The 14,025-nt window shown below is 41.7% G+C and carries 10 protein-coding genes; 6 read left to right on the forward strand and 4 right to left on the reverse strand.

Annotation, left to right across the window (positions count from 1 at the left end):
* The first annotated feature begins 18 nt into the window (after positions 1–18).
* The 6 genes from ACVS9P_RS09285 to rpoN all read left to right on the forward strand — a co-directional run bounded on the left by ACVS9P_RS09285 (position 19) and on the right by rpoN (position 9,161).
* Positions 19–1,212: an alpha/beta hydrolase gene (locus tag ACVS9P_RS09285; protein WP_452103273.1), complete on the forward strand. Its 1,194-nt coding sequence runs from the start codon at positions 19–21 to the stop codon at positions 1,210–1,212.
* An 88-nt stretch (positions 1,213–1,300) separates the two neighbouring features.
* Entirely contained in the window at positions 1,301–2,656 is a 1,356-nt protein-coding gene (locus ACVS9P_RS09290) for an MATE family efflux transporter (protein ID WP_452103274.1), read from the forward strand.
* Between the two features lie 216 nt (positions 2,657–2,872).
* Positions 2,873–3,865, forward strand: coding sequence for a LacI family DNA-binding transcriptional regulator (locus tag ACVS9P_RS09295; protein WP_452103275.1), 993 nt, complete (start codon positions 2,873–2,875; stop codon positions 3,863–3,865).
* 38 nt (positions 3,866–3,903) lie between these two features.
* Positions 3,904–5,655, forward strand: coding sequence for an ABC transporter ATP-binding protein (locus ACVS9P_RS09300; RefSeq protein ID WP_452103276.1), 1,752 nt, complete (start codon positions 3,904–3,906; stop codon positions 5,653–5,655).
* Positions 5,597–7,405, forward strand: a complete 1,809-nt coding sequence (locus ACVS9P_RS09305) for an ABC transporter ATP-binding protein (RefSeq protein WP_452103277.1) — start codon at positions 5,597–5,599, stop codon at positions 7,403–7,405. Before ACVS9P_RS09300 ends, ACVS9P_RS09305 begins: the two co-directional genes overlap by 59 nt.
* A gap of 391 nt (positions 7,406–7,796) precedes the next feature.
* The gene (gene rpoN, locus ACVS9P_RS09310) at positions 7,797–9,161 is read left to right on the forward strand and encodes an RNA polymerase factor sigma-54 (protein WP_452103278.1); all 1,365 of its coding nucleotides are present in this window, start codon (positions 7,797–7,799) and stop codon (positions 9,159–9,161) included.
* A 38-nt stretch (positions 9,162–9,199) separates the two neighbouring features.
* Here rpoN and ACVS9P_RS09315 read toward each other — a convergent pair whose 3' ends face one another.
* The 4 genes from ACVS9P_RS09315 to ACVS9P_RS09330 all read right to left on the reverse strand — a co-directional run bounded on the left by ACVS9P_RS09315 (position 9,200) and on the right by ACVS9P_RS09330 (position 14,012).
* Positions 9,200–10,627 (reverse strand): sigma-54 interaction domain-containing protein, encoded by a 1,428-nt coding sequence (locus ACVS9P_RS09315; protein WP_452103279.1) that lies wholly within the window; start codon positions 10,625–10,627, stop codon positions 9,200–9,202.
* A gap of 176 nt (positions 10,628–10,803) precedes the next feature.
* Entirely contained in the window at positions 10,804–11,931 is a 1,128-nt protein-coding gene (locus ACVS9P_RS09320; RefSeq protein WP_452103280.1) for a 2-hydroxyacyl-CoA dehydratase subunit D, read from the reverse strand.
* Entirely contained in the window at positions 11,924–13,222 is a 1,299-nt protein-coding gene (locus ACVS9P_RS09325; RefSeq protein ID WP_452103281.1) for a 2-hydroxyacyl-CoA dehydratase subunit D, read from the reverse strand. Before ACVS9P_RS09325 ends, ACVS9P_RS09320 begins: the two co-directional genes overlap by 8 nt.
* 1 nt (position 13,223) lies before the next feature.
* The gene (locus ACVS9P_RS09330) at positions 13,224–14,012 is read right to left on the reverse strand and encodes an acyl-CoA dehydratase activase (protein WP_452103282.1); all 789 of its coding nucleotides are present in this window, start codon (positions 14,010–14,012) and stop codon (positions 13,224–13,226) included.
* Positions 14,013–14,025: the final 13 nt, after the last annotated feature.

Here is a 14,025-nt window from a genome sequence, read left to right on the forward strand (position 1 = left end):
AAAAAAGGAGTCTTATAGATGAATCATAATTGGACAGCAACGGATTTCCCGGTTGGGCTCCACCAATTACATCCGGATGAAAGTATCAATTTTCAAATGAATCGCTTTTACAATTGGTCGAATGATCCGAAAATGCTCGAAGAAATGAAAGAAGCGGGAGAATCTATTCATTCCTACGACGATTATATCAGGTCTTTCATGACTCTTGGAAAAGGATCGCTGAAAGAGGGTAAAAAGCTGAACGCGGCCCTGTACTTTCGTGGTGCAGAATTTTTTATTCCCGAGGGTACCCCGAATAAGCAAGAGCTGCGCAGACAGTTTATCTCTCTGAATAATGAATATTACGGCGTGACAAAAGACCAGCACTATCTGATTCCATACGGTGACGGGTTCCTTTCAGCTTACCGGTTTAAGCCTGAAAGCTCTAGAGGTACCATTGTGTTTTTTAACGGTTTCGACGGCTATATTGAAGAATTGACCCGCATGTTCCTAATTTTTAGAGATGCCGGGTTCGACATCATTGCTTTTGACGGTCCGGGCCAAGGTACCGTATTGGAAGATTACAAAATTCCGATGACCTATGAATGGGAAAAACCTGCAAAAACGGTATTCGACTATTTTGGCTTAAATGATGTCACCGTAATTGGTGGGTCTTTGGGTGGATATTTAGCTCTTCGTACCGCGGCCTATGAGAAACGGGTCAAAAGGGCAATTTGCTATGATATTTTTCCGGATTTCTTTTCTATCGCCATGCGTCAGGCCCCACCTGCAATCCAAAACAAATTAAAGAGCTGCATCCTTCATGGAATAGGAAGAAAAATGATGAACGCCCTACTAAAGCAAATGATGCAAAAGAATTTGATGCTCCAATGGGGCCTTACACAAGGAATGCATGTTTTGGGCTGCGATTCGCCTTATGATTTTCTCCGAAAAACCATTTTATTTAATACTGCAGATTTTTCACCCCGCATTACACAGGATGTTCTTTTGCTTGCAGGTCAGGATGACCATTATGTGCCGATCGACCAACTCCCAGAGCAAATCAAAACGCTTACAAATGTGCGCTCTCTCACTTCCCGTACGTTTACGGCAAAAGAATCGGCGGGCAGTCATTGCCAGCTTGGAAATATTGGGCTCGTCATCGACGTAATGCTGAACTGGATTGAACAAGTATCCAATTTGTCGCGCTCTGCTTATAATTCCGCAGTGTAAGCCATTTTTTTATTTTGTTTCTTATGGTATACTCAATTAAGACTAATAAACTTGTCTTAAAAGGGTGGAAATATTGGCGAATAATCACATGGAAAAATGTTTGACCAGTGGAAAAATCACATCATCAATGTTACGTTTTGCGGTTCCCATGATCATTGGAGATTTATTACAGCAATTATACAACATTGTAGATACATTGATCGTTGGGCAATTTGTGGGCAAAAATGCACTTGCAGCGGTAGGTTCATCGTATACCCTTATGACGTTTTTAACTTCTATCATGATGGGAATGTGTATGGGCAGTGGTACCGTTTTTTCTATTAATTTTGGAAAAAATGACGCAGAGCGCCTCAAAAAAAGTATTTACACCTCTTTTTTATTGATTTTAGCATGTACGGTTGTTCTGAACCTTGCCGCATTTTTGCTGATCGATCCAATTATGTATTTCCTTCGGATCCCTACAGAAGTATACACTTTGACGAGAAGTTATCTTTGGATTGTCTTTTGGGGAATCGGTGCCACCTTTTTTTACAACTTTTATGCCTCGCTTTTACGCTCCATAGGAAATTCTGTTACCCCCCTCGTTTTTCTTGGCATTTCGGCAAGCCTAAATATCGGCTTGGATTTACTATTTGTACTTACTTTTCAATGGGGTGTTGCAGGTGCTGCGATTGCAACTGTAATTTCACAAATTGTATCCGGTGTGGGAATTATGATATATACCCTAATTTTCTATCCGGAATTTCATATTCACAAAAATGAAAAAATTTCAGAGCCTGGTCTGTTAAAAGAGATTTCTCATTTTTCGTTTATGACCTGTATCCAACAATCCATTATGAACTTTGGAATTTTGATGGTTCAAGGATTGATTAACAGCTTTGGAGTCATCGTAATGGCGGCATTTGCGGCAGCCGTAAAAATTGATTCCTTTGCTTATATGCCGTTACAGGACTTTGGAAACGCTTTTTCGATCTTTATTGCACAAAACTATGGAGCAAAACGACTAACGCGCATTAAGCAGGGAATTCGGAGCGCATTTATTATAACTGTACTATTTAGTGTGTCTGTCAGTGCTATTGTCTGTATTTTTGCAAAACCGCTCCTGCTGATTTTTGTACAGCCACAAGAAACAAATGTTTTATCGATCGGGATGCAGTATTTGTGGATTGAGGGCGCCTGCTATTTTGGTATTGGTTTTCTATTTTTGTTTTATGGGCTATATCGGGCACTGCAAAAACCAGGCATGTCGGTAGTACTGACAATTATTTCACTTGGAACTCGTGTTACGCTCGCATACATATTAGCCGCGATCCCTCAAATTGGGATCATTGGGATATGGGCGTCGGTGCCCATAGGATGGTTTTTAGCAGATCTCGTTGGAACGTTCTATTATCATAAATTAAAAACCAGAGAACAAAAGACACAGAACGTTTTGATGAACTGATTATTTGTTATGAAATCGGATTATTGAAAATTTCGCCATATTAAAATTTTAGCCATAATGGAAAAATCCACTATGGCTTTTTCTATATTATTTTGCATTCATTAGCGAAAGATTAATTTTTATAACGATAGTTTTATTATATATCTAACGTTATAATATTGCATTTATTAACGGTATGCAATATACTGATGCTATTAGATGGAAGAAGGGCTAAAAATGAAACCGGAAAAAATAAAGATGTCGGATATCGCAAAAGCGCTTCATATTTCTACGATTTCCGTCAGCCGAGCGCTTGCTGGTCAGGGCGGAGTCAGCGACGAACTGAGGAACACGATCCTGCTTAAAGCAAGCGAAATGGGTTATCTAAAACCAAAGGACCCAACAGATTACAAAATCCTTGTGCTCCACCAAAAGCCATTCATCCAGGATAACAGCAATTACAGCCATATGCTGCAGGGAATTGAAAAAGCTCTGCAGAAGGTCGGCTGCAAATATGATACGGAATTTGCAGATAAAGAATGTCAAACTAAACTTATTCTGCCAAATAAAATCGAATGGGGTTCCCATTATGACGGCGTACTTTATATTGGGAATTTCGAGCGTTCCTATGTCGATTTTCTTTCACAAAAGATTAAAAACCATGTGTATTACACAGGGGATTCTTTTTTAAATGATTCTGACAGCGTCTGGTACAATTTCAGCCACGGGGCATATCAACAATGCGAATATCTGGTGCAGAATGGACATGAGCGGATTGGATATGCTGGAAATACCAAGAGCTATGCAGGCAAAGAAAAGCTTCTTGGCATCATTTCGAATTTGGAAAAGCATGGCTTGCCTGTTAAAAACGAATTTTTTATCAGCACCGATGAAAATTTTGAAGAAAAAATATGCGAATTAATTTGCAAGGATGAACACCCTACTGCAATTATCTGCCAGTGGGATTTTACCGCCGTTAAATTGATGCACTATCTGCATGAAAAAGGGATTCAAGTGCCAAATGACATCTCGATTGTCGGCAGCGGTAATACAGAAATGGCATCGGTTTGTATCCCGGCGCTGACCACCTTGGAATTGCATATTGATTATGCCTGTGAAACAGCTGTGGACCTTCTTTTAAAACGGCTTCAAAAACCAGAAAAGCCGTCTGAACACATTCAAATCGACAGCACACTGGTCGAACGTGATTCCGTAAAAGCACTCCGATAACTACTTTTATGCATTCAACAAAACGAAGGGGATTTTTAATGGAAAAGGATATTTTATTTAAATTTTTTAAAGATCATAAGTTTTCCTATATGATCGGTATCTTTTTCATGCTGCTGTCTTCCTATATTCAAACCCTCTTTCCGAAAGTGCTTGGCGATACAGTTGATATTTTCAAAAGCAGCGATTTTGATCGAAACGCCGTCTATACCAATCTCATTTATATTCTTCTGATCGCCGCCGGAACCTTTGCAACTACCTATGTCTGGCGCAATCTGGTCATCGGCAATGCACGAAAACTAGAGTGCTATCTGCGCGAAAAACTGTTTGACCATTTTGAGGCCCTATCCCCCGAATTTTATAACCACAGGAAAACCGGCGATCTAATTGCTTATGCGATTAATGATATCAACGCTGTTCGAATGACTTTCGGACCGGCTACCTCCATGTCGATCAACGGCATTGTCGTATGTATGATCTCGATTTATTCCATGTCGAATGCCATAAATTGGCATCTGACTTTGCTTTCCTTGCTGCCTGTACCGGTTATGGTCTATATCATGTACACGATCGGGAAAATCGTCAAAAAACGCTTTCGGCATGTACAGGAGACCTTCTCGGAAATTTCTGACCGTGTCAATGAAAACATTAACGGGATTCGCGTTATCAAAGCTTATGTTCAGGAAGACAGCGAAGTTGCAAGGTTTCAAAGTTTAAACAATCAAATGGTCGAAGCAAATCTGAGCATGGTAAAGGCTTCGGCTTTTTTATCCCCTCTCATCGAGCTATGTTTTACAGTCAGCTTTGTACTCAATCTTATCTGGGGCGGAAACATGGTCTTAAAGGGCGATATCTCGCTTGGCGATTTTGTTGCCTTCAACGGCTATCTTGCGATGATTTTAGCTCCCGTTCTTTCCATTGGCAGAGTAATTACCATTATCCAGCGAGGCATGGCTTCTTTGAGCAGACTCAATGATATTATGAGCATAAAACCAGATATTAAGGACGAAGGTAAAATTGAAAAATTTCCGCAAAACGCTTCCATTGAGATTCGCAATCTTACTTTTATCTATCCAAAAGCAGACACAGCGTCGCTTCATGACATCAGTCTGACTGTACTCAATGGTCGATCGCTCGGTATTATCGGAAAGACGGGTTCCGGAAAAAGTACGCTGATCAACTTGCTCTTAAAGATGTATAACGTTCCAGACGGAACAATCTTCTTAGGAGAAAAAGACATCAACGAATTTCAGCTTTCTGCACTTCGTGATGGATTCGGCCTTGTGCCACAGGATAATTTTCTTTTCAACGCTTCTATTGCAGATAACATCCGATTTTTTAAGGATATTTATACTGATGAGCAGATCATGCAGGCGGCACGAGACAGTTGTATCGACCAAAATATTATGGATTTGCCAAACGGATTCGAAACCATTTTGGGCGAACGCGGAGTCAATTTATCAGGCGGACAGAAACAACGGATTTCAATTGCCAGGGCACTGTTAAAGAATCCCGAAATTCTGATTCTGGACGATGCACTCTCCGCCGTAGATACGGTTACTGAATCGGAAATCCTGTCAAATCTCCGCCGGGTACGGCAAGGAAAAACGACGATTATAATCGCGAGTCGAATTTCAGCCGTTATGGATGCCGATGAAATTATCGTACTCGATCAAGGTAAAATTTGCGAGAGAGGAACTCATGAACAGCTGCTCGCTGAAGGAGGCACTTACAATGAAATCTACCAATACCAGTTCGGCAAAAGCAGCCCAGCGGATTTCTGTGCCTCATAAAGCCAAAACCTTCAAAAGGCTTTTAGCACTCAATCTGCCGTACTGGAAGCAGATTCTGCTCGCTTTTGCCTGTGTATTGCTTGTAAATGGCGCTATGCTTGCCAAACCGTATATTTTAAAAATTGTCATCGACGATTTCTTAACACAGCACATTGAACAGCATGGGTTTTATTCTCTCATTGGAATGGGCACTTTATATTTCATTGTGGTGGCACTCAGCGGCTTTTTTAGCATTGCACAAGTGAATTTGATCAACAAATCCGGACAGGAAATCATGCGAAACTTACGCAGTCGGGTGTTTAAAACCATTCAGCTTCTTCCTTTACGGTATCTCGATCAGGCATCATCCGGCAGCCTAATTACTCGCGCCACCAACGACGTTGAAGCGTTGAGTGAACTTTACACCGACGTGCTCATCAGTCTTTTTCAGGATGCTTTTTTAATTCTCGGCATCATTGGTGCGATGCTGATCATGGATGTTCAGCTCACACTCGTTTCCTTCTGTGTAATTCCCGTGATGTTTACCGTTATTTTTCTGCTAAGGAAAAAAATCAAGGAAAATTTTCGAAAAATTAAAAGCCTGATCGGCCACATCAACGGTTTTATGGCTGAAAACATCTCCGGAATGAAGCTGATTCAAATTTTTCACGGAGAAAAAGAGAAAAAAAGGCAGTTTACAAAATTGAACGATGAATACTATAAAGTCACGTCATTTCAGGTTTGGATGAACAGTTTTTTAAAACCGGCCTCGCTTGTTTTTCAAAATCTGGCGGTTGCCATTCTCATCTGGTACGGCATGGACAAGATTGCGGGCGGGACGCTGCAAATTGGCGTTCTCTATGCTTTTACGACCTATATCAAGCAGTTTTTTGACCCTATTTCTGACCTCGCCGACAATTATACCAATATTCAATCTGCCTTTGTATCGGCAGACCGCATTTTTGAGCTTCTCGACCAAGAAGAAAATCTCGAAGACCTTGACGAAGGTCTTTCCATGGAGCATATCGGTGGAGAGATTGAATTTAGCCATGTCTGGTTTTCATACAATGACCGGGACTGGGTTTTGAAGGATATCAGCTTTACCATTAAAAAGGGGCAAACAGCTGCTTTCGTTGGACAGACAGGTGCCGGCAAGACGACAATCATCAGTCTTGTAAGCGGCTTTTATAAAATTCAGAAAGGTAAGATTCTGATCGATGGCATCAACATCAACGATATCAAAAAACGGGATTTAAGGAAAAACATTGCTGTTGTACTGCAGGATGTATTCCTGTTTTCTGAAACAATTGCAAAGAACATTTCTTTGAACGACGATATCGATATGGTTCGAATTCAAAAAGCCATTAAGGTCGCGCATGCTGACGATTTTATAAGCAGCTTGCCCGACAAAATTAACGAGCCCGTTATGGAACGAGGGAATACGCTTTCCGCAGGCCAGCGGCAGTTGATTTCCTTTGCACGGGCGATTGCCCACGATCCATCGATCATCGTACTCGACGAAGCTACCGCCAATATCGACACCAAAACGGAAGTTCTCATCCAGAATGCCATCGTAGATATTGCTCAAAATCGCACCATGCTAATTATTGCGCACCGGCTTTCCACGATACGTGACGCTGACCAAATTATTGTGTTAAAGCAGGGTGAAATCGTAGAAGCAGGAAACCATGCTGAACTAATGAAAAAGGCCGGCTATTATAAAAGCATGGTTATGGAAGGAATCAACAAGGGTGACAATCTGATCGATTGACTGCACTTCTTTCCATTTTAATTTGGATAAAAACTGATACTGCTTTATTTTTCCTCATATAAGAATCAACCTCGTTAAGATAAAACAAATTATCCTCGTTTAAACCATGTTTTCATTGTATCGAGCACCTTGATGAGTTCTTCCTCTTTAATAATATATGGCCCCACAGCGTACATATAGGTAAGAATTAAATTGCTGAGTACGCTATGCCGACAGGCAAAATTCTAAAATTTCTTCCAACGTCTTTTTATTATAAACCGTAATTTTATTTATTACTGATCATCTTTATATTTGGTTGACAATTAAGGTGAGCAATTGAAACTTTCGACAATTTATGCTATTCTTTTTATGCTGATAAATGTTGATATGATAGGAAGGAGTGCACAATCGGATGGATCTTTCCATAGAGATCAAACAAAAACAAACGCTTACCCCGCAGATGATTGAAACCATGAAAATTCTGCAGATGAATGTACAAGATCTTTCCGAATATCTGGAAAAAACTGCACTTGAAAACCCAGTCTTTGATATGGAATCTTCTGAAAGCACATCGCCGGATTCTCAGGAACAAGAAATTCAAAAAAAAATGGAATGGCTGGATCGTACCTCCCCAATTAAAAATTCATACAAAGAAAAAAGCAGTTGGGAACCGTCTAATCCATTCGCAGAAGAGCGAAAATTTCAAAATAGTGAAAATGATTTTCGGCAGGATCTTTTTTTTCAGCTGCGTCTTTCCGATTTTTCAAAACCGGTAGCGCGCGGAATCAAAGAAATCATATTGAATCTGGCTCCCAATGGCTATTTGGATGAACCAATTGAACAAATTGCCAAACGGATCGGACTCTCCAAAGTAGAAATTGAGGAGGCTTTAAAAGTCGTTCAATCCCTGGAGCCTGCCGGAATTGGCGCGCGATCTTTATCGGAATGTTTATGCCTGCAATTAAAGCGCCAAAAAAAGGGTGGACTGCCATTGCTGATCGCTGAACATTATCTGAAAGAAGTCGGTGAGGGACATTACCATCGCATCATGAAAGAAACACACGCTTCTCCCACCGAAGTTCAGGAAGCCTGTTCTATTATTCGTTCTCTAAATCCAAAGCCCTGTTCCAATTATGGGCAGGAAGAAGAAACACAGTATATTATCCCCGACCTTTTTGTGCTTTTTCAAAACGACAAATTAAGAGTATCTCTCAATGACAGCTGCCTGCCCTCTCTGCACATTAGCGGCTACTATCAAAAGCTTCTGCAAAAAACAGATGATTCACAGGTAAAATCCTATCTTTCCGGAAAATTCAAGCAGGCACAGTGGCTTGTCCAAAGTATTTCTCAGCGTCGGGAAACTTTGCTTTCCTGTGCCTCTTGCCTCGTGCAGGAACAACAGGATTTTTTTCTCAAAGGCAGCTATCTCAAACCTTTGTCTTTGCAGGATATTTCTCAGCAACTTGGAATTCATGAATCGACCGTGAGCCGTGCAATCAAAGGAAAATATCTTCAATGTGATCGTGGAACATATCCTTTGTCTTATTTCTTCTCCCATCGATTAAAAGGGATAGAACAGGAACAGGATACCTCTTCAGCGCAAGCGAAAGCGCTTTTAAAGAGACTGATTGAGGGAGAAGATAAGAAAAAACCGCTCTCTGACCAAAAACTATCCCAACTCCTTCAAGCACAAAAAATCAAATTATCCAGAAGAACAGTCGCAAAATATCGAGAAGAATTAGAGATTCTTCCCGCTTCCGGCCGCCGAAAATATTAAAAAAAGCACGGAAGGTATTTAAATACCTTCCGTGCTTTTTATTTTTCTTTGTGATTATTGCGGGACGGAATCTCATATTCACGAATCTTATATTGCAAATATCTGCGTGAAATTCCCAAATATTCGGCTGCTTTTTCCCGACGGTTTTGGCATGCCGCAAGTGCTTCCAATACCTTTTCTTTGCTTGGACCCCCCACCTGCTTTTTGGGTTTTATCTCTTTTTCCGGTTGTATCATAATCGGGGTAGTTTGCTCTGTTCTTAAAATTCCACTCGGAATACTGCTAATTTCTCTTGTTGCACAGGGAGTCATTACGACCATCCGCTCCACAAAATTACGAATTTCACGGACATTCCCCGGCCATTGGTATTGACAAACTTCTTCCAAGACTTCATCAGAAAAACTCTTCTGTAAATTATATTTTCGACAAAAATAATGAAGAAAATGGAGACAAAGCGGCACGATATCTTCTTTTCTGTTGCGAACAGGTGGAATGATCAACGGAATCACATGAATTCGGTAATAAAGATCCTCTCGAAAAGTACCGTTACGCACCATTTCTGAAAGGTTTCCGTTTGTTGCAGCAATCAATCGAAAATCAACTTTTTGGGATTTAATTGCACCAATTCTTTGAATACTCTTTTCTTCGATCATGCGAAGGACTTTTCCCTGAACATTCATCGGCAAAGAATTGATTTCGTCTAAAAAAAGCGTACCGCCGTCGGCCGCTTCTACCAATCCGGTTTTCCCCTCTCGATTTGCCCCTGTAAAGCTGCCCTTTTCATAGCCAAACAACTCTGCTTCAATCAAATTCTCCGGGAAAGCCGCACAGTTCACCGCAATCAATGGTTTATCCTTACGTTCACTGTGCTCATGAATATAATGTGCAATCACTTCTTTACCGCTGCCCGACTCTCCATAGAGCAGGACCGTAGAATCCAGTGGTGCTACACTGTCTGCAACGGAAAGCAACTGCTGAAATTCTGTGCTTTTTGCAACAATACAGGTCTTTTCGGTTGTTTTCGGCTTCAGAGTCGTATCATTTAAGATTTTATTCTGTTCCCAAAGGGTATGATGCAAATTCTCAAAATCCTGCACATCCTGCATCAACATAACCACATATTTAATATTTCCGTGCCCATCAAAGATCGGGGTGCCCGTTACAATCCGCACACGAGTAACTCCGTCTATTTTCTGAAAATCCTGATAATACTGAAGTCGGCTAACTCTTCTCTTATACCGACAGACAAGATCAAAAACACAAACATTGATCACTTTTGTAAAATCATGAACATTCATCTTCAGATATTCTCGTCTTGGAATATTTCTCCAGTTTACCATCATGGTATTCATAAAAATAAAATTGCCTACAGAATCATAAATTGCAATTCCAGCATCAATATTGTCCAACACTTCGGTCAGCGACAGCTGCTCAAAAAGGTCTCCAAATGAAAAAGGTTCCTGCAAATTGTACCACCTCCTGAGCGCTTAATTTGTTATTATCTTATCATAAAAATGAGCCATATGAAAGAGTTAAATCAGTTATTTTTCATAAAACAGCAATTATCCGAACTCGATATTTTTCTTTTAACAGAAACTACCAAATTCGGATAACTTGTTATTTTTATAAAAGTAAAATTTTGTCAGATCATTTCACTGAATGTCTGAATTCTGGTACGAATCTGCTCATAGCTGGTATTCTGCTGATCGATCTCGATCGTCAGATATGGATACCCTGCTTTCCTCAAATCGGCCTCAAAATATGGCTGATCATATTCCTCAGGATCGCAAAATTTCATCATGCAGGTGACGACTCCCCCTGCCCCATTTTCCTTGCAAAGATTTACCAGCATCTTGCCGCGCGGTTTCCCGTCTTCATAAATTAGGCTGCACCCATGACGGCCATTCCACTGCAAAGCAAGGCGTTTTAATCCGCCGCCGCCTTTTTCCGGTGTATCCGTGCGATACTGCCGCATTTCCTGTGCAAGATCATCACCGACAACCGCGATATGATTTTCCGTAAAAATGTCGAGCAATTCATCTGGTTCGCAGGTGATACCCGTAAGGATCACCTTTTTCCCGGTAAACTGATAGGCCGGCAGTTTTTTAAGTTCTTCTACAATCTCACGGACAATCGCAGTATGCTCGCTCTTTTCATAGAAGAAAGCACTCTTCATCACTGTATGGCGCACCTGCGGTGTCACAATATCCAAATGGTCATTCGCAACCTTTGCAAATTCACGCATCACAGCATTATGTTCATTATAAATTGCAATGGTCTCTGCAAGCGCTTTTTCGTTCATCATTTTTCCGGTAATGGTCGTCAGCATTGTCAATACGTTTTCATACTCGCTGATCAGATAATCGACACTGGCCAGAGATTTTCGGTTCTGCGGATAAACAATCGGGATCATCGGAATAGAAGGAACTCCAAAACGCCAATTCTGCGTCATGCAGCGAAAAGTATCACACAAAACCGGGATAATTACTGCAGAAAGTCCCTGATAGGCGCCGGAAAGTCCCAACTCCATATTGGACTGCATAATTGGGCAAGCAAACGGCGGCAAATAGCTCTTTGCCAGCTTTAATTGCGTCTGGCCGCCCCAAAGTCCCATTGGAATCATGCCGGAAGCGTGAATCAGTTCTTCCGGTGTATAAACTGGAAAACATCCAACAACCTTTTTTCCCTGTTTCAGATAATAGTCAAGGCGTGCACGGGGATTCTCACAAGCCTCCTGCAAGAAAGCAATATTGCTCTTTAAATCAGCCATTCACTTTTGCCTCCTTATTTTGTTTCATAACTTCCACAAGCCCTTGAATACGCGTTTCAAATTGGGCCTCACTGTAATTTCGATAGTCTGCCTGATCTCCATCAAAAGAAGTGAATGGGATTCCCGCCTGTGCAGAAATCTGGCGCTGAACCTCCATCATCTGACAATCCATAACCTTACAGCTACGGTTCACATGATAAATGGTGCCTTCGCAATCAAATTTCTTGAGTGCTTCCATCCGGCGGGAAATCATGGTTGTTGCATTATCGCCGTTCGTTGAAGCAAAGCAGTAAGCACGAGCCATTCCGTCGAGGTCTTCATATTCAATCGCCCATGCTTTTCCGTAACTAGAAGCCACCATATTGATTCCGTACTGCTTGAGCGTATGCAGGTTGTGACGCAGATACGGCCAGCAGGCAATTCCATCCCAAGAAATACGATACTCTTCCTTCACAGGATAAGTAGAGTTTCCTTCTTTGATATGTTCTTCAATTTCCTTATTGAGCTGCTCCAGAACCGCTGTAGAAGAGGTCTTACCACGGTTACAAACCATTGCGGACATATAGTTGAAAAGCTCAAATCCGCTTAGCGGCGCCGGCTTACGATCCATAAGGTCATTCGCGCGCTCCCAAAGATAACTGTTCCTTTGAGAAATCTTCATAACTTCTTTAAAACGCTCATCATCCCATGTCTTTCCGGTAAAAGCACAAAGATCTTTGATCAGCTGATCAATCTGTGCACGCACATAACGCACACGAGTTTCGGTCACATAATCGCAGGGATTATAACAAGTATCAATAAAGAAAATCGGAATGTTCATCTGACAAGCAAGATTTTCATACCACTTTGTCAGCTGATTGCAGATGTTGTTCGTCAAAAGCAGAAAATCCGGCTTTACCATTTTTCCTCCATCCGGAAGCTCCACTTCGCTCTCGTTGTTCAACACAGAAGCATAAGCAAGATTTACCTTTGCATAGGCACAGAGATCATTGGAATATCCCAAAGGACCTTCACATTCCTGCAAAAACGGGTCCGCCTGATGACGGGCAGCAATCCCTGCCGAATGATTTTCTGGATAAAGGACATTTAATCCCAGCGTTTCTGCAATTTCCTGTGGAAAAATTGAAGCAGACCATCCAACCTTTTCACCGCGCTCTTTTGCAAGTCTAGCGTTTTCGAATAACGCCGTTGTCTGCTCATTCAGCATCTGCATTGATTTTGGTTTTGGACGTTTTGGCTTTGGGGCGGGAGTTTCCGCCGCATTCACCTGAGTCGTTCCATTTTCAATCATATTACCTGACCTTCTCCTTCGTAAATTTTTCCCATGCCAGAATTGCGGCGCCAATGGCTCCGGCAGACTGACACAGGGGGTGTACCAAAACGGGGCATTCCATTTCACGCTCCATTGCATGGACAACCCCGATATTTAACGCCACACCGCCACTCATCGCGACATCTGGCGCTTTTCCAATGCGCAGCGCCATTCCGGCAACGCGCTTTGCAACCGATTCATGAATTCCCGCAGCAATATCTTCCAACGGAATATCCGAAGAGAGTTTCGAGATCACTTCTGATTCAGCAAAGACGGTACAGGTATTACTAATGCTGGCTGGGTGGCTGGATTTTTCGGACAGCGACCCGAGATCATTGATATCGACATTCAAAATCTTCGCCATCACATCTAAAAACCTGCCGGTGCCGGCGGCGCACTTATCATTCATTTGAAACTGTATGAGGTGTCCCTTATCATCGATCCGCAGCGCTTTTGCATCCTGTCCGCCAATGTCAATCACCGTGCGGACAGTCGGCAAAAGGTAATGAATTCCCTTCGCGTGGCAGCTCAATTCGCTGATTTGTTCATTTGCATAATCACATTTCATGCGGCCATAACCGGTAACAATTGTATAACTGATCTCTTCCGGAGAGATGGAAGCTTCCTTAAAGACTTGCTCTTTTGCTTCCTTTGGCCCAATTGTTCCGGTCCCCAGCGAAATCACCTGATGCGCAATGATTTCTTTTCCATCTTTTAAAATAACCGCTTTACTGGAAGTAGAGCCGATATCGATTCCAAAAGTATACATGTGGAAATTCTGG

Source organism: Caproicibacterium sp. NSD3, assembly GCF_053613275.1.